14 protein-coding genes and 1 tRNA gene are annotated in these 15,763 nt (G+C 62.6%); 11 read left to right on the plus strand and 4 right to left on the minus strand.

Annotated elements, in window-relative coordinates:
* The first annotated feature begins 178 nt into the window (after positions 1-178).
* The 4 genes from E3E11_RS04545 (at position 179) to E3E11_RS04560 (ending at position 3,523) form a co-directional block, all read left to right on the plus strand.
* Positions 179-1,270, plus strand: a complete 1,092-nt coding sequence (locus E3E11_RS04545) for an ABC transporter substrate-binding protein (protein ID WP_195804961.1) — start codon at positions 179-181, stop codon at positions 1,268-1,270.
* A gap of 32 nt (positions 1,271-1,302) precedes the next feature.
* Entirely contained in the window at positions 1,303-2,313 is a 1,011-nt protein-coding gene (locus tag E3E11_RS04550; protein ID WP_231118822.1) for an ABC transporter permease, read from the plus strand.
* Positions 2,307-3,161 (plus strand): ABC transporter ATP-binding protein, encoded by an 855-nt coding sequence (locus tag E3E11_RS04555; protein ID WP_141451363.1) that lies wholly within the window; start codon positions 2,307-2,309, stop codon positions 3,159-3,161. The genes E3E11_RS04550 and E3E11_RS04555 overlap by 7 nt, the downstream gene beginning before the upstream one ends.
* Before the next feature lie 140 nt (positions 3,162-3,301).
* Positions 3,302-3,523, plus strand: a complete 222-nt coding sequence (locus E3E11_RS04560) for a hypothetical protein (protein WP_141451364.1) — start codon at positions 3,302-3,304, stop codon at positions 3,521-3,523.
* A gap of 75 nt (positions 3,524-3,598) precedes the next feature.
* Here E3E11_RS04560 and tyrS read toward each other — a convergent pair whose 3' ends face one another.
* Both tyrS and E3E11_RS04570 read right to left on the minus strand, forming a co-directional pair.
* Positions 3,599-4,819 (minus strand): tyrosine--tRNA ligase, encoded by a 1,221-nt coding sequence (tyrS, locus tag E3E11_RS04565; RefSeq protein ID WP_231119029.1) that lies wholly within the window; start codon positions 4,817-4,819, stop codon positions 3,599-3,601.
* A gap of 104 nt (positions 4,820-4,923) precedes the next feature.
* The gene (locus tag E3E11_RS04570) at positions 4,924-5,592 is read right to left on the minus strand and encodes an alpha/beta hydrolase (RefSeq protein ID WP_141451366.1); all 669 of its coding nucleotides are present in this window, start codon (positions 5,590-5,592) and stop codon (positions 4,924-4,926) included.
* 520 nt (positions 5,593-6,112) lie between these two features.
* Between E3E11_RS04570 and E3E11_RS04575 the strand changes: the two genes are divergently transcribed.
* From E3E11_RS04575 to mnmA, 4 genes are all read left to right on the plus strand, one after another.
* Positions 6,113-7,327: a cysteine desulfurase family protein gene (locus tag E3E11_RS04575; RefSeq protein WP_141451367.1), complete on the plus strand. Its 1,215-nt coding sequence runs from the start codon at positions 6,113-6,115 to the stop codon at positions 7,325-7,327.
* Entirely contained in the window at positions 7,324-8,499 is a 1,176-nt protein-coding gene (locus E3E11_RS04580) for a cysteine desulfurase family protein (protein WP_141451368.1), read from the plus strand. Before E3E11_RS04575 ends, E3E11_RS04580 begins: the two co-directional genes overlap by 4 nt.
* 65 nt (positions 8,500-8,564) lie before the next feature.
* Positions 8,565-8,873, plus strand: a complete 309-nt coding sequence (locus E3E11_RS04585; RefSeq protein WP_141451369.1) for a ferredoxin family 2Fe-2S iron-sulfur cluster binding protein — start codon at positions 8,565-8,567, stop codon at positions 8,871-8,873.
* Between the two features lie 67 nt (positions 8,874-8,940).
* The gene (gene mnmA, locus E3E11_RS04590) at positions 8,941-10,038 is read left to right on the plus strand and encodes a tRNA 2-thiouridine(34) synthase MnmA (RefSeq protein WP_141451370.1); all 1,098 of its coding nucleotides are present in this window, start codon (positions 8,941-8,943) and stop codon (positions 10,036-10,038) included.
* A 6-nt stretch (positions 10,039-10,044) separates the two neighbouring features.
* On the opposite strand, the gene E3E11_RS04595 is transcribed toward mnmA, so the two are convergent.
* Positions 10,045-11,055 carry a LysR substrate-binding domain-containing protein gene (locus E3E11_RS04595; RefSeq protein ID WP_141451371.1) on the minus strand — a complete coding sequence of 337 codons (1,011 nt, stop codon included), beginning with the start codon at positions 11,053-11,055 and terminating at the stop codon, positions 10,045-10,047.
* Between the two features lie 300 nt (positions 11,056-11,355).
* Here E3E11_RS04595 and ahpC point away from each other — a divergent pair, with 300 nt between their 5' ends.
* Together ahpC and ahpF are read left to right on the plus strand one after the other, a co-directional pair.
* Positions 11,356-11,922, plus strand: a complete 567-nt coding sequence (gene ahpC / locus E3E11_RS04600) for an alkyl hydroperoxide reductase subunit C (protein WP_141451372.1) — start codon at positions 11,356-11,358, stop codon at positions 11,920-11,922.
* 149 nt (positions 11,923-12,071) lie between these two features.
* Positions 12,072-13,661: an alkyl hydroperoxide reductase subunit F gene (gene ahpF / locus E3E11_RS04605; RefSeq protein ID WP_141451373.1), complete on the plus strand. Its 1,590-nt coding sequence runs from the start codon at positions 12,072-12,074 to the stop codon at positions 13,659-13,661.
* Positions 13,662-13,776: 115 nt separating this feature from the next.
* On the opposite strand, the gene E3E11_RS04610 is transcribed toward ahpF, so the two are convergent.
* A tRNA-Thr gene (locus E3E11_RS04610) sits at positions 13,777-13,851 on the minus strand.
* Positions 13,852-14,152: 301 nt separating this feature from the next.
* Between E3E11_RS04610 and E3E11_RS04615 the strand changes: the two genes are divergently transcribed.
* Entirely contained in the window at positions 14,153-15,736 is a 1,584-nt protein-coding gene (locus E3E11_RS04615) for a paraquat-inducible protein A (protein WP_231118823.1), read from the plus strand.
* Positions 15,737-15,763: the final 27 nt, after the last annotated feature.

Below are 15,763 nucleotides of genomic sequence, written 5' to 3' on the forward strand. Positions count from 1 at the left end.
ATTCATGTAAGGTCATCTAAATAAAACGATATTATATCGTTATTTTTCTGTTTCTGCCTGTCGTCAGGCTCAGCTTGCTGTTGTTGCCAGGTGCCGGAAACACGTAAATGCGGCCCCGGTCTGAGATAATTTTGAGCTGAACCAGGCTGTGATACAGCGCCAGAGAAAAGGTCAAGCGATGTCGAAGCGGATTTCTTCCCCCATTCCTGCGCTTCTGACCCCGGCTTCCCGGCGGAGCTTCCTGCGCCGCTCAGCCATCGGGCTGGGATCGGTGCTGGGGGCCGGGGCCCTGGGGCTCAGTGGCATGGAGCGTTCTGTCTTTGCAGGCGGCTCGGCGCATGCCGCTGGAACGGGCGGAGAGGGCACAGGACCGCTGGAGGAAGTGCATCTGGCATGGGACCAGGTGGAAGTCTGCCAGGCGCCCATCTCCGTTGCCCTGCAGCGCGGCATGTTTGCCCGGTACGGCCTGGACGTCAAACCCATCAAGTTCACCGGCTCCACCGATCAGCTGCTCCAGGCCATCGCCACCGGCAAGGCCGATGGCGGCATCGGCATGGCGCTGCGCTGGCTCAAGCCGCTGGAGCAGGGATTCGACGTGGTGCTGACGGTCGGCACGCATGGCGGCTGCATGCGCCTGCTGTCGGCACCTGATTCAGGCATCACCAGCGTGGCCGATCTCAAGGGCAAGAAAGTCGCGGTGACGGATGCCGCCAGCCCGGTCCGCAATTATTTTTCTATCCGCGCCGCCAAGCTGGGGATCAATCCGGAGACGGAGATCGAGTGGCTTCAGTTCCCGGCCGACCTGTTCTCGCAGGCACTGAAGAAGGGTGAGGTCCAGGCGATTGCCGGCAATGATCCGCAGGCCTACATCCAGTGGAAGCGTGACGGGCTGGTGCAGGTCGCGACCAACCTGGACGGGCCTGACAAGCATGCTGTCTGCTGCGTCATGGGGCTTGGCGGGCATTTCTGGCGCGATCGGCCCAAAGTGGCCATCGCCCTGTCGAAAGCCATTATCGAGGCGCAGGCCTGGACCGCGGCACATCCTGACGAAGCGGCAAAGATTTTCGCCCCTTACGTGCCTGGCAATGTTCCGGTGGAGACGATCGCTGCCATCCTGCGCTCCCAGACGCATGAGCTGCACTCCACCGGAGCGCTTCTGCGGCAGGAAATCGCCACTTTCGTCAATGACCTGAAACTGATTCACGTCATCAACCCCACGACGAACACGCAGGCTTTTGTCGACAAGATCGTTGTCGACGTCCCCGCCTGAACCGTCCCGCTCGAACCGTATTGAAACCGCCAGTGCCGAACGCCACCACGTCCATCCCAACCGGTCCGCCCTCCAGGTCGGTCGCGCCCAGCGTTATGGCGCGCATGCTCCTGCCAGCCGTCGCATGGGGGCTTGTGGCCGTCCTGGCTTTTGCGCTTCCAGACAGGGCGCAGGGCTTCGTGGTGCACCCCTATGCCCGCCTGACCCACTGGCTTTACGTGGGCATGGCAGGCTTCCTGTTCCTCATCGCCCTGGTCAGCCGTTACCTGCCCGCCCTGCGCGCCAAGGCCTGTTACTGGGCTCCTTGGGTGACGGTTCTGGCGGTGTTCACCGGGCTGTGGGAACTTCTGACGGCCAAGCTGGGCATCCTGCCCATCCCCTTTTTTCAGCCGCCTTCAGCCCTGCTGGAAGTCTATCTGGATGACTGGCCCCGTCTGGGCGCTTCTCTCCTGAGCTCCTGCAGGCTTCTGGCAGCCGGTTTCTTCTGCGGGGCACTGGCAGGGTTCGTGACCGGTGTGGCGGCCGGCTGGATGCGGTCGGTCGGCTACTGGGTGCACCCGGTCCTGCGTTTCATCGGGCCGCTGCCTTCAACGGCCCTGCTGCCGATGGCTTTCTATTTCTTTCCCAGCGGTTTTTCCGCAGGCGTTTTCCTGATCGCCATGGCAACCTGGTTTCCCATGACCGTGCTGACCTGGTCGGGCATCAGCAGCGTTGAGCCGGCTTATTACGATGTTGCGCGCACCATGGGCGCCAGCGAGTGGTTCCTGATCTGCCGCGTGGCTGTGCCCGCTGCGCTGCCCTCGGTATTTGTCGGTCTGTTCATGGGGCTTGGCGCCTCTTTCGCCGTCCTGGTGGCCGCTGAGATGATGGGGGTGAAATCAGGGCTGGGCTGGTACCTGCAATGGGCGCAGGGCTGGGGGGCCTATAACAACATGTATGCCGCCCTGATCGTCATGGCGCTTCTGTTCTCGAGTCTGATCACCCTTCTGTTCGCCATACGCGACCGCGTCCTGACCTGGCAGCCCGGAGAAGTGCAATGGTGAAAGAGTCCCTCGAAACCAGGACCCCGCTTCAGGTGGCCCCTCCTGCCGGCAATGCTTCTGGAACGGACGCTAACCTGCCGATCGGCACGGACAAGGGCGCGCATATCCAGATCGACCATGTAAGCCACCGGTTCGGTCAGGGGGAGAAAGCGCTGCCGGTTCTCAAGGATGTGTCGCTTGATATCAAGCCTGGGGAATTCGTGGCTGTTCTGGGGCCTTCAGGCAGTGGCAAGTCCACCCTGCTGCGCCTGGTCTCAGGATTGGAAAAACCGTCTGAGGGAACGATCCTTGCCGATGGCAAGCTCGTGACAGGGCCTGATCCCTCGCGCATCGTCATGTTTCAGGATCCCACCCTGTATCCATGGCGCACGGTCGAGGGCAATGTCGCACTGGGGCTCGAAGCGCGCGGCAAGCTGAAAACGCAGGGCAACCGCGTGGGGGAGGCGATCGATCTGGTCGGGCTTCAGGGCTTCGAGAAGGCCTATCCCCGCCAGCTTTCAGGCGGCATGGCCCAGCGCGCGGCCCTGGCACGCGCCCTGGTCAATGACCCGCGCCTGCTGATTTTGGATGAGCCGTTCGGCAAGCTGGATTCCCTGACCCGCCTGACGATGCAGGGCGAGCTGCTCAAGCTATGGCAACGCGAGCGCTTCACGACCCTGCTGGTGACCCACGACGTGGAGGAAGCCCTGTTTCTGGCGCAGCGCGTTATCGTGTTCGGCCAACGCCCGGCGCAGATCAAGGCTGAATTCAAGGTGGATCTGCCTTATCCGCGCCACAGGGGCGACCCCGCCCTGGCTGCCCTGCGCCAGAAGGCCCTGGCCGAGCTCGGGCTGGACGCGGACTGGTAGAAGCCCGGGTTTGCGCGCAACAGGCGGCAAAAGACTTCTTGCAAAAGACAGGGGAGCGGTGGATCTAGGGAGCAGGGGCGCTCTCAGTGGCAGCATCAAGCTGTCCCTGAAAGGGCCCGGTCGCCTGAATGGAGAAAGAGATGTCCAAAAACGCTTTCATTATCGAACATGCGCCTGGCAAGCAGAATGACCAGCCGGGGTCGCATTATGAAGTTGTCAACGGTGAAGGCAAGGTTGTCCATCGCTGCGCCAGTGAACAGCATGCAGTGCACTGGGCCAAGGAGCAGGGTATGACGCCCCATCTCTCCAAGGACCGCCATGCCACCGATATCCACAAGGCTGAGCACTGGCGCGCTGTCTGAGCGGTCCTGAAAGGCGACGGGTAGGTTTCCCGTCGCCTTTTTGCTGTTTTGCTGCTGTTTGGCAGGGTGGGAAAGTCAGTCCGAGGCGAGACGAACGAGAAGATGTTTCTTGCGGCCCGATGAAAGTTTCAGAAGGCCGTCCTGAAAGTCGGAAGACGTGATGAGCTGGTTTTCATCGCTCACGGGCCGGTCAGCGAGACGTGCGCCCCCGCCACGGATCAGCCGGCGTGCTTCCCCGCCGGAAGAGGCCAGCCCTGCTTCCTGAAAGAGCTTGAAGGCCGGCAGCCCTGACGCGAACAGGGAAGCAGGCAGGGATTTTTCAGGCAGCGCCTCTCCCATTCCGCCGCCGCTGAAAACCTTGCCGGCTGTCCGAGCTGCTTCTTCAGCTGCTTCGCGCCCATGGCAGATGGCGGTGGCCTCGGTTGCGAGGATTTTTTTGGCCTCGTTGATGGCAGCGCCTTCGAGCGCGCCCAGGCGCGCGCATTCCTCGACCGGCAGATCAGTGAACATTTTCAGGAAGCGCCCGACATCGGCATCTTCCGTATTGCGCCAGAACTGCCAGTAATCGAAAACGGGCAGTTTCTCCTTGCGCACCCACCTGGCCCCGCCGGCAGATTTGCCCATCTTCGCCCCTGAAGCGGTGGTGACGAGCGGCGTGGTCAGCCCGAAGAGGCGCGCGCCGTCGGTCCTGCGCGCAAGCTCGATGCCCGAGACGATATTGCCCCACTGGTCGGAGCCGCCCATCTGCAGCACCGCGCCATGGCGGCGGTGCAGTTCGCGGAAGTCATAGGCCTGGAGGATGGAGTAGTTGAACTCCAGAAAGGTCAGCCCCTGTTCACGCTCCAGGCGCTGTTTAACACTTTCGAAAGACAGCATGCGGCTGATGGAGAACTGCACGCCGACATCCTCGAGCAGGTCGAGATAGGAAAGCCTGTCCAGCCACTCCGCGTTATTGGCCAGCAGCGCGCCTGCCCTGCCGTCCTGTCCGTGGGTTTCGAAATCCAGGAACTGCCGCAGGCTGGCTTCTATCCCGGCCAGGTTGCGGGCGATTGTCTCCGCTGTCATCAGCGTGCGCGCTTCATCGCGGAAGGAGGGGTCGCCGATTCGCGCCGTCCCGCCGCCTGCGATCGCAATCGGGCGATGACCGTGCTTCTGCAGCAGGCGCAGCATCATGATCGACAGGGCATTGCCGACATGCAGGGAATCAGCTGTGGGGTCGAAGCCGACATAAGCCGTGACCGGTCCTGCAGCCATCAGGGCGTCGAGGCCTTGGGCGTCCGTGCACTGGAAGATCATGCCGCGCGCCTGGGCCTCGCGCAGGAAAGGACTGCTGAACTGCGCTTCAGTCAGGGATGTGGCGGCTGATACAGGCGTGTTAGCTTGCGGAGCAGTCGCCGTCATCAGTCTTCCTCAGCCTCCACGGAGAGGAAGAAGGCCTGGCGGACGGTGACATGGTCTTCAATGGCATCGGTGATCTGGCGGATCTGCTTGGCAAAGATGTGATCGGCCTGCTCAAAGACGCGGTAATCGACCTCGACGTTCTTCTGCGTGTTCAGCTTGTCCACCAGTTTGCGGATGCTGCTTTCGGGGGCGAGGGTGTCCTTGCCGCCGGCGATCATCAGGCCGCTGCAGGGGCAGGGGGCGAGAAAGCCGAAATCATAGTCATTGGCCGGCGGGGCCACGCTGACCCAGCCGCGGATTTCAGGCCGGCGCATGAGAAGCTGCATGCCGACGAAGGCGCCGAAGGAATAACCGCAGACCCACAGCTCGGTGGAGTTGGGGTTGACCATCTGCATCCAGTCCAGGGCGGCCGCCGCATCGGAAATTTCGCCGATACCGCCATCATAGCGGCCCTGCGAGCGCCCGACGCCACGTGAATTGTAGCGCATGACAGAAAAGCCCATCTCCTGGAAACGCCGGTACATGGAATAGGTGACGCGGTTGTTCATGCTCCCGCCGTGCAGAGGATGGGGGTGCAGAACCAGGGCGAGGGGGGCATTGGGCGTGTCGGAATGGTGATAGCGGCCTTCAAGTCGCCCGTCCGGGCCGGCGAACATCACTTCAGGCATGGGTCTCTCGTCTTTCAAAGCCCTTGAATGGCCTGGCCTGATGCAGTCTGACCGGGAATTACCGGTGAATGCTGCAGCGCCAGGTTATCCCCGACAGGCGGGGAGGCGGGCGAGATGGGTCAGAAGGCGTTCCGGCGGGCTGAGATCAAAGCGCTTGGGCTCTGAGCCTTGACCTGTGCCGCCAGCGGAAACGGCCCTGTGCGTTTAAGTGTCCGGGACTTCCCGGCTGATGATCCAACAGTCTCTAGGTCTTGTCTTTCCTTCAGCTCATCCGGTCGGGCTGGGAAAGCCGATCGGCACAGATATGAAAACCTGCTGAGGGCGCGGGGACTACATCCCCGAATGCGAGACCAACCATTATTTTGCCTTATATATCGGTTGCGGAAACATAATTTCCACCATATTCGTCATAAATTACGCTGCTGCCCCAACTCTCCTACTCATCCCGCCCCTCAACAGAGGTGCAGGCAGGGGCTTTGGAGCCCGCAATCACTGTTTCAGTTTCAGGATTCGTTCCAGCGTGACTCCCCCTTCATCCAACTCAGCAAAGCCGGTCTATCTGGATGCCAACGCCACCGAGCCCCTGCGTCCCTCAGCGCGTGCAGCGCTCCTGAAGGGGCTGGAGGTGGAGGGAAATCCGGCTTCCGTGCATGCGCCGGGCCGTCAGGCGCGTGCCCTGCTGGAGGAGGCGCGCACGCGCCTGGCACAGGCTTTCGGGCGCGAGGCGGACAGCGTGGTTTTCACCTCCGGCGGAACTGAAGCGGATAGCCTGGCTGTTCATGCGCTGGGTGCCGTTCACGGGCGGCGGGTGATCCTGGGTGCGACCGAACACGCCGCCCTTCACGGGGCTGCGCGCGCCGAGAAAGTGCCGACAGAAATCCTGCCTGTTGATAGGGCGGGGCGGCCTGACTCCGCCCGGTTGCGCGAGATGCTGGGCGGAGGTCCGCCAGCTTTGGTCTGCGTCATGGCAGCCAACAATGAGACAGGCGTGGTGTCGCCCCTGGCTGAAATCGCTGCCATCAGCAGAGAGACAGGCGCGCAGCTGCATGTGGACGCGGTACAGGCAGCTGGTCGCCTGCCCTGGGGCAGCAGAGACTGGAATGCGGAAGTTCTCCGCGAGGCCTCATTGGCGGTTTCAGGGCACAAGATGGGGGGGGTCATGGGAGCCGGCGCCCTGATCCTGCCCCGTGACCGCCCGTTGATGCCTCTTTTGCCCGGCGGCGGTCAGGAGAGGGGGCGGCGCGGCGGCACGCCTGCCCTGCCTGCCCTGTTGGCCATGGTGGCTGCTCTGGAAGAAAGCCGTGCTCAGGACTGGCAGGCGATTGCCGGGATGCGTGATGAACTGCAGGCCCGGGCTGTGGCTGCGGGCGCGCTCGTGGCCGGCGTGTCTGCTGAGGAAGGGGTTGGGGAAGCCGCGACAGAACGCCTGCCCAATACCCTGTCTCTCATTCTGCCAGGCGTTTCCGGGCAGACGCAGCTGATGCTGCTGGACCTGGCCGGATTTGCCGTTTCCGCCGGATCCGCCTGTTCATCCGGCAAGGTGACCTCCTCGCCTGTGCTGGAAGCCATGGGTTATGGCGCGCAGGCTGGCCAGGCCATCCGCGTTTCGCTGCCCTGGAATGTGCAGCCCGGGGAGGTGCAGGCCTTCGGGCAGGCCTATGTGGAAATGGCCCAGCGTCTGCGCGCCCGCCAGCCGGCGTCCTCTGCAGGCCCCGGTAGAGACACAGGCGCATGATCTATCTTGATTATCTGGCCACCACCCCGTGCGATCCGCGTGTGGTGGAGGCGATGCTGCCGTGGTTCACGCGGGATTTCGGCAATGCGGGGAGTTTGCATGCACCGGGCCGCAAGGCTGCTGAAGCCGTTGCGCGCGCGCGCGCGCAGGTTGCAGGCCTGCTTGGTGTGACGGCGGAAGAGATCATCTTCACGTCGGGCGCGACGGAGGCCAACAATCTCGCCATCAAGGGTGTTGCCCGCTACCGCCGCCCGGGCGCGCCGGGCCCGGAGACGCCCCGACGCCGGATCGTGACGCTGGCGACAGAACATAAATGCGTTCTGCAGACCGTGACTGACCTGGAGAAAGAAGGGTTTGAGCCCTGCGTGCTCGGTGTCGGTGCAGATGGACGGGTGGATGAAGAGGCTTTCCGGCAGGCTCTCGAAGTGCCGACGCTTCTGGTCAGCGTCATGGCGGCCAATAATGAGACAGGGGTGATCCAGAACCTGGACGTGCTGGCTGCCATGACACGCGAGGCGGGGGCCACGGTGCACAGCGACCTGGCGCAGGCTGCCGGCAAGATGCCGCTTTCCCTGGCTGGTCTCGATCTGGCGTCTGTATCGGGCCACAAGCTTTATGGCCCCAAGGGCATCGGTGTCCTTTACGTGCGCCGCCGCCCGCGTGTCCGCCTGCAGCCGCTTTTTTCAGGCGGTGGCCAGGAGAGGCTTCTGCGCTCAGGCACGCTGCCGGTGCCGCTGGTGGTCGGGATGGGGCGCGCTGCCGAGCTGATGCGCGAGGAAGGGGCGGCAGAAGCCGTGCGCCTGGCCCGGCTGCGGGAGCGGCTGCTCCAGGGTCTGCGGGAGCATTGGCCGCATCTGCGGGTGAATGGCACGGGGACTGAAAATTTCTCTCTCCTCCCTCAACTGCCCGGGGCGCTGAATGTCTGTCTGGGCGAGAGCGGACCGCCAGCCCGCGCTCTGCTGGAAGCCGTGCCTGAAGTGGCTGCTTCGCTCGGTTCGGCCTGTACGGCCGGGTCAGGTGCGTCTTCCTACGTCCTGCGCGCCATGGGGCTTTCCGAAGCCCGGGCGCAGAGAAGCTTGCGCCTGTCGGTCGGACGCTTTACGTCGGAGGACGAAATCGACCGTGCCGTCGCCATGCTGGGGGCGGCTTTCAGTCGCATCTCCAGGAGCTGAGGGGCGATCGGGCAGAACCGGCGTTTTTTCAGACCGAGAGACGGGCGACGCAGCTGGAGAAGTTTATGGCTCGCATGACGTTCATAGACCGTGACGGTACCCGTCGCGAGGTGGAGGCGAAAAACGGCCTTTCCGTTCTGGAGATCGCCCATGAAAATGACATCGACCTGGAAGGCGCCTGTGAAGGCTCGCTGGCCTGCGCCACCTGTCATGTGATCGTGGAGCCGGAATGGGCTCCCAAGCTGGCCCAGCCCACCGAGGATGAGGAAGACATGCTCGATCTGGCCTACGGGCTGGAGAAGACCTCCCGCCTGGGCTGCCAGATCGTGATGAATGACGAGCTGGATGGTCTGGTGGTGCGCGTTCCCAAATAAATTCTCCGCCTGCCGGGAAGCGGAATTTTCTCGACAGGGAAGCGGCAGATAAGCTCTACACAGGCTTATGCGTATTCTTGCAGCCATGTCAGGGGGGGTGGACAGCTCCGTGGTTGCCGCCCTGCTCAAGCGGGAAGGGCACGAGGTGATCGGGGCCACCCTCCAGCTTTATGATCATTCCGGCCCGGCCAAGGCCGGCGCCTGCTGTGCCGGCCGCGACATCCGTGACGCCCGCGCGGTTGCGGACCGGATCGGCTTTCCGCATTACGTGATTGATGCGGAAGGGCGCTTTCGCGAAAGTGTCATTGAAAGCTTTGCCGATGCCTATGCGCGCGGGGAAACGCCGGTGCCGTGTGTTGCCTGCAATCAGGGGGTGAAGTTCACCGATCTGCTCAACCTGGCCCGTGACCTGGGCTGTGAGGCCATGGCGACAGGCCATTACGTCCGGCGGGTGGAAAAAAACGGGCATGCGGAGATGCACCGGCCGGTCGACAGTGCGCGCGACCAGTCCTGGTTCCTGTTCGCCACTACCCAGGCCCAGCTCGACTATCTGCGCTTTCCCCTGGGCGAGATGCCCGACAAGGCCCATGTCCGCGCGCTGGCTGAAGAGCTGGGACTCGACGTTGCCGCAAAGCCTGACAGCCAGGATATCTGCTTTGTCACCAATGGCTCTTATGCCTCCCTGGTTGAAGAGCTGCGTCCTGAAATCCGTGGTCCCGGCGAGATCGTTGATGAAGCCGGGCATGTGCTGGGCCGCCATGAAGGTATTGCCCGCTATACGGTGGGGCAGAGCAAGAGACTGGGAGATCTGCATACGCGCCTGGGGGCCCGTCAGATCGTGACGCGCATTGACGGCCCCACCCGTCGTGTCGTGGTGGGGCCGCGCGCCCAGCTGGCGCAGTCGGACCGCAGGCGCGTGATCCTGCGTGACATGAACTGGCTGTGCGCGCCTGAGACCGAAGCAGGCGGACAGGAGGAGGGCGGTATCCGCTGCGGCGTGCAGCTGCGCGCGCGTGAGGGCGAACGTGCCGCCCTTGTCCGCCCCCTTGGGGCAGGGCGGGCGGAAGTCATGCTGGATGAGCCGGCCCTGGCCGCGCCGGGTCAGGCCTGCGTGCTGTACCGGGGCAGCCGCGTGCTGGGCGGCGGTTTTATCCTGCCGGAATGAGAGGATTCAGGGACCGGCAGTCTGCGTGAGAGCGGCTTTTGCGGCTGAAGGGGCCGGGCGCTTGCGGGGGCGGACGATCTTTTCCCCCGCTTTCAGCGCGCGGCAGCCTTCGGGCACCACTGTGCGCAGGAAAGCGGCCAGCTCGCGGAAGGCGGGGCCACGCGGATCACACTGGCGCCAGACCAGGGAAATGACGCGGCGCGCTTCCTTTTCCACCAGCGGCTGAACATGGACAAGCGTTTCAAGCTCCGTGCGGTTGCGCAGGGCCAGCTGGGGGACGAGGGAGAAACCTTCCTCCGCTGCGATCATGTGCCAGAGCATTTCAAGGCTGGTGGCCAGCCGCTCGTCATGGCTGCGCTGGGTCGCGCAGAGCGACAGCGCCTGGTCGCGCAGGCAGTGGCCGTCTTCAAGCAGCAGCAGGTCTTCGCGCGCCAGCTCGTTGAGCCGCAGGCGCGTGCGCCGGGCCAGCGGATGGGTGCTGGGAAAGACAGCCAGAAACGGCTCTTCAAAGATCGGTTCCTCCACCAGCGTGTCAGGCAGGGGCAGGGAGGCCATGAGCGCGAGGTCAAGCGTTCCCTCACGCAGGGATTTGCACAGCACCGGCGTGGTCATCTCGCTCAGCCGCAGCCCGAGATGCGGATAGACCTTGCGGAGCTGCGGTAGCAGCTCGGGCAGGTAATAGGGGCCGAGCGTGGGAATGACGCCGATCCGCAGCAACCCGTCCAGCGGGCCTGTATGGGCGCGCGCCACTTCCAGCAGGTTGCGGGCGCTGGCCAGAACCTCACGGCACAGACCAAGCAGCTTTTCCCCGTCTGCCGTCAGGGCCACATGGCGGCGGGAGCGCTCGAAGAGACTGACCCCCAGAAGCTGCTCGAGCTTGCGCACCTGCTCGGACAGGCCGGCCTGGCTGACCCCGCAGCGTTCAGCGGCGCGCGAGAAGTTGCGCAGGTCATCGACGGCCACCACATATTCGATATCCCGCAGGGACAGGCCGGAAAGGGGAACGTAACTGCTCATGATCCAATAGATAGTTTGTCTGCCGCACCGCGCAAACCCGTCCGTGGGGCATCTTTTCTTCCGGAGGGGGTTGAGCAGCCGGATAGGGATCTGCACGAAGACCTGCTTGCTGCAGATGGCTTCTGCGGGAATGGTTGACACACCGACCGGCCGGCTGTTCCCTTGAGTGGAACCGTGGAGATGCGGATCGGAAGTTTCCCGCCTTCCGCATGGCTCGACGAACTTTCGTTAGTGAGGGACGCGCCTGAGGGAACGTTTCTCAGATTGAGTGATTGTTGAATACCAGCAAGGAGAATTGCCATGCCGATGATCGGCTCTGAAATCAAACCCTTCAACGTCCAGGCTTTCCAGATCGACAAGTTCCTGGAAGTGAGCGACAATGACCTGCGCGGCAAATGGTCCGTCCTGTTCTTCTACCCGGCCGACTTCACCTTTGTCTGCCCGACCGAGCTCGAGGACCTGGCCGACCATTACAAGGACTTCCAGAAGCTGGGCGTGCAGCTTTTCTCGGTTTCCACCGACAAGAAGTTCTCCCACAAGGCCTGGCACGATACTTCCGAAGCCATCAAGAAGATCCAGTTCGTCATGATCGCTGACCCCTCTGGCACGCTCTGCCGCGATTTCGGCGTGCTGATCGAAAATGAGGACTGGATGGCAGAACGCGCCACCTTCGTCATCGATCCGGAAGGCCGCATCCAGTACATCGAGACGACTTCCGGCGGCGTGGGCCGCAGCGCAACGCAGCTGCTGAGCAAGATCGAGGCTGCGCAGTACGTGGCCAGCCATCCGGGCCAGGTCTGCCCGGCCGCGTGGAAAGAGGGCGAAAAGACCCTGACGCCGTCTCTGGACCTCGTCGGCAAGATCTGAGGTCAGGCCCGGTTCAGCACCGGCGCTGGCATGACCGGCCAGGAATTTCTGCCGGAATGCCAAAATGAAAAAGGGGCGGTCCGACCGGGATCGCCCCTTTTTGTTTCCAGTTTCAACGCTTTAACTTCAGAATTCCAGAGGTGATTTTAATGTCGAAACCCCTTCTTGACGACCAGCTCAAAGAGCAGCTGCGCGGTTATCTGAAGCTCCTCAAGGATGATGTCCTGCTCGAGTCGACGCTCGATTCGAGTGAAGCCTCCCAGGAGATCAACACCCTTCTGACCGGAATTGCCGATCTGTCTGACAAGGTCAGCTATAGCGATAAGGGCACTGCCGAGCTGAAGCCTTCCTTTCAGATCCGCCGCGTTAATTCCGACGTGCAGGTCGGCTTTGCCGGCCTTCCGCTGGGCCATGAATTCCCTTCGCTTGTCCTGGCGCTGCTGCAGGTCGGCGGTCACCCGCCCAAGATTCCCGAGCCCCAGCTCGAGCAGATCAGGAATCTGAAAGGCGATCACGCGTTTCAGATCATCTTCTCGATGACCTGCAACAACTGCCCGGACGTGGTGCAGGCCTTCAATGCGATCAGCGTCATCAATCCTGATATTCAGGTCATGTCGATTGACGGGGCGCAGTTCCCAGAGCTCGTGAAAAAATACGACGTCCGTTCGGTGCCGCAGGTTTTCCAGAACGGCAAGCTTTTCTCGGTGGGGCGCATTGACCTGTCAGATATCCTGGCCAAGCTCGACAAGGCAGGCAGCGCCAAGGTCGCCCAGGCCCGTGTGGCGGAGCTCAATGCTGAAAAGCCCTACGACACCCTGATCGTGGGCCAGGGCCCGGCAGGCTGTGCGGCTGCCATCTACACGGCGCGCAAGGGCCTGCGCACCGGTCTGATCGGTGAGCGTTTCGGCGGCCAGATCATGGACACGGCCGAGATCGACAACTTCATCTCCGTGCCCAAGACGGAAGGCGCGATCCTGGGGCGCCACCTGGAAGAGCATGTCAAGGATTACCCGGTCGACATCATCAATGACCAACGCGTCGACAAGCTGGTGCCCGCGGTTGAGAAGGGCGGCCTGCATGAAGTGCATCTCGCCAATGGCGCGCACCTCAAGGCCCGCACTGTCATCGCGGCCACCGGGGCGCGCTGGCGCCAGCTGGGCATTGAGGGCGAGGATGAATACCGCACCCGTGGCGTTGCCTACTGCCCGCATTGCGACGGCCCCTTCTTCAAGGGTCAGCCGGTTGCGGTGGCCGGTGGCGGCAACAGCGGCGTGGAAGCGGCGATCGATCTCGCCAATCTGGCCTCGCATGTCACCCTGCTGCAGTATGATGACAAGCTGACCGCCGATGAGGTGCTGCAGAAGAAGCTTGCCACGCTGCCGAACGTGACCATCGTGCTGAATGCGGCCACCCAGAAGATCGTGGGCGACGGCAAGAAAATGACCGGCCTGACCTGGAAGGACCGCAAGGACGGCAGCGAGCACACGCTGGATGTGAATGCGATTTTCGTCCAGATCGGCCTGTTGCCCAACAGCGCCTGGCTTGAAGGCACGGTGGATCTTTCCCCGGCGCGGGAAATCGTGACGAATGACCGCAACGAAACCTCGGTCCCGGGCGTGTTCGGTGCCGGCGATGTCACGACCGAGCCCTACAAGCAGATCATTATCGCCATGGGCAGCGGCGCAATCGCAGCCCTGGCCGCCTTCGACTACCTGATCCGAGTTCCCAACGCGGAGTGACCACCCCCGGGGCGGGATGACCAAGCGCGTCCTCCCGCCCTAACGCGAGATTTCAGCGGCTGCGGAGACATGCCGGCTGAAAGAAGCGGATTCAATTTACAGGAAGCGGGAAACATGGTGCCGACACTCGGAATTGAACCGAGGACCTACTGATTACGAATCAGTTGCTCTACCCCTGAGCTATGTCGGCCAATGTGGTAGGGGGCAGCATATACCCAAACTCCTCCCGCCATGCAACTCCCGCGGCGGTCTGGATAAAGGAACCGCGCAGAACCGGCAGAATATGAAACCATGTTCATTTTCTCCCGCTTCCTGTAAATTGAACCCGTGAAAATCTGCTTTGTAACCCCTGCCGGTCTCCGGCAATCGCTGTTTTGCGCGTCTTTTATGCCTGGTCGGTGTTCCGTCCGGGCTCTTGGGACATATCTGTCATGGCGCGCGGAAAGATCAAGGGCTTCTTGGCCTGCGCGTTCAGCTTTGAATGAGCTGTCGTGTTAAGAAAGCATCATTTTCATACCGGCCTGTGGAGCCTGCGTTCCTGTCGTGCCCGGAGCGGCACCCCGGATGGGAATGAAGGACATGGCGCGGAGCCCCTGCGGGTGGTGACAGGGGTGATGGAATGCCCGACCTGCGGGCTGTTTCAGCGCATTCCCACTCTGGCAGGGGGGCAGGTGGCGGAATGCTGCCGTTGCGGGGCTCAGCTTGAGCGCCGCCGCGGCACGACGCTGATCTCCACTCCCCTGGCCTTCTGCATAGCGTCCCTGGCTTTCTATCTCGCTCTGCTGGTCAGCGCGTTGATGACGCTTAACGTGCATGGGCGCCAGAACACCATCTCCATCCATAGCGGGCCCATCGAACTCGTTCATCAGGGCTTGGGCATCGTGGCCACGGTGGTCGCGAGCTGCACGATTCTTCTCCCCGGCCTCGTGCTGGGGATGATGCTGCTCATTCTCTATGCGGGCTCGCGGCCGGAATTGCCGCGCTGGATCTGCCCCGTGCTGGCCTGGTACGAACGCCTGCGGCCCTGGTCGATGATCGAGGTCTACGTGATCGGGTTGCTGGTGGCGTATTCCAAGCTGGTCGATCTCGCCATTGTGAATCTGCATGCCGGCACTTTTCTCGTCGGCGCGCTGATGTTCACGATGGCGGCACTGGATTCCACTTTTGACGCTGAGATGATCTGGGCGCATGGCAGCATCCGCTCGCTTCCCGGCCTCACCAGCTATGATGCAACACGCCGTCCGCTGCCGCCCTCTCAGAACATGCTGGCCTGTTCCACCTGTCAGCTGGTTCTGCTGTCAGAGGCCCCGGTGCCTGATCAGGCCGATATGGGCGACTGCCCGCGCTGCGGGCAGATTCTGCGCCGTCGCAAGCTCGACAGCGTCCAGGCGACCCTCAGCTTTCTCATCTCTGCTTTCCTGTTCTACATCCCGGCCAATCTCCTGCCTGTGATGACTGTGGTGTGGATGGGCAAGGGGGCGCCCAGCACGATCATGGGCGGCGTGTTCGAGTTGTGGCGATCGGGACTGTATTTTCTGGCGGTGCTGGTGCTGTTTGCCAGTATCACCCTGCCTTGTCTTAAAATTGTGTCACTTTCGGCGATGCTGTATTGTGAATGGCGCAGGAAGGCCTGGCATCTGGTGGGGATGTCGAAGCTTTACCGCGTCGTGGTGCTGATCGGTCGCTGGTCGATGATCGACGTGTTCATGGTGTCCATCCTCGTCGGCGTGGTGCGGTTCGCCTTTCTGTCGCATGTCAATGCCGATACGGGGGTCGTGTTCTTCATGCTCGTCGTCATCCTGACGATCTTTGCTGCGGATGTTTATGACCCGCGCGGTCTGTGGGATGCGGTGGGGCTGAATGCGTTTCAGCCCGTTCATCCCGTGGCCGGTGATCCGGGTGAAGGCGGCCTGCAAAAAGAAGGGCATGTGGCAATCTGTCGACCGGAGAGACGCTGGTCGATTTTACCGAAACCTCGCGCCCGCCAGGGGCAGGTCTACAAGTCTCAACCCCATAAGCCGGGACAGGCGGGCACATTCCGCCTGCCTGCAGGGGACAGGAAGGGATGCGCGTGAGCGACGAGAACGAACAGAACCGGCCGG

This window comes from Oecophyllibacter saccharovorans (assembly GCF_006542375.1).
Classification (GTDB): Bacteria; Pseudomonadota; Alphaproteobacteria; order Acetobacterales; family Acetobacteraceae; genus Oecophyllibacter; species Oecophyllibacter saccharovorans.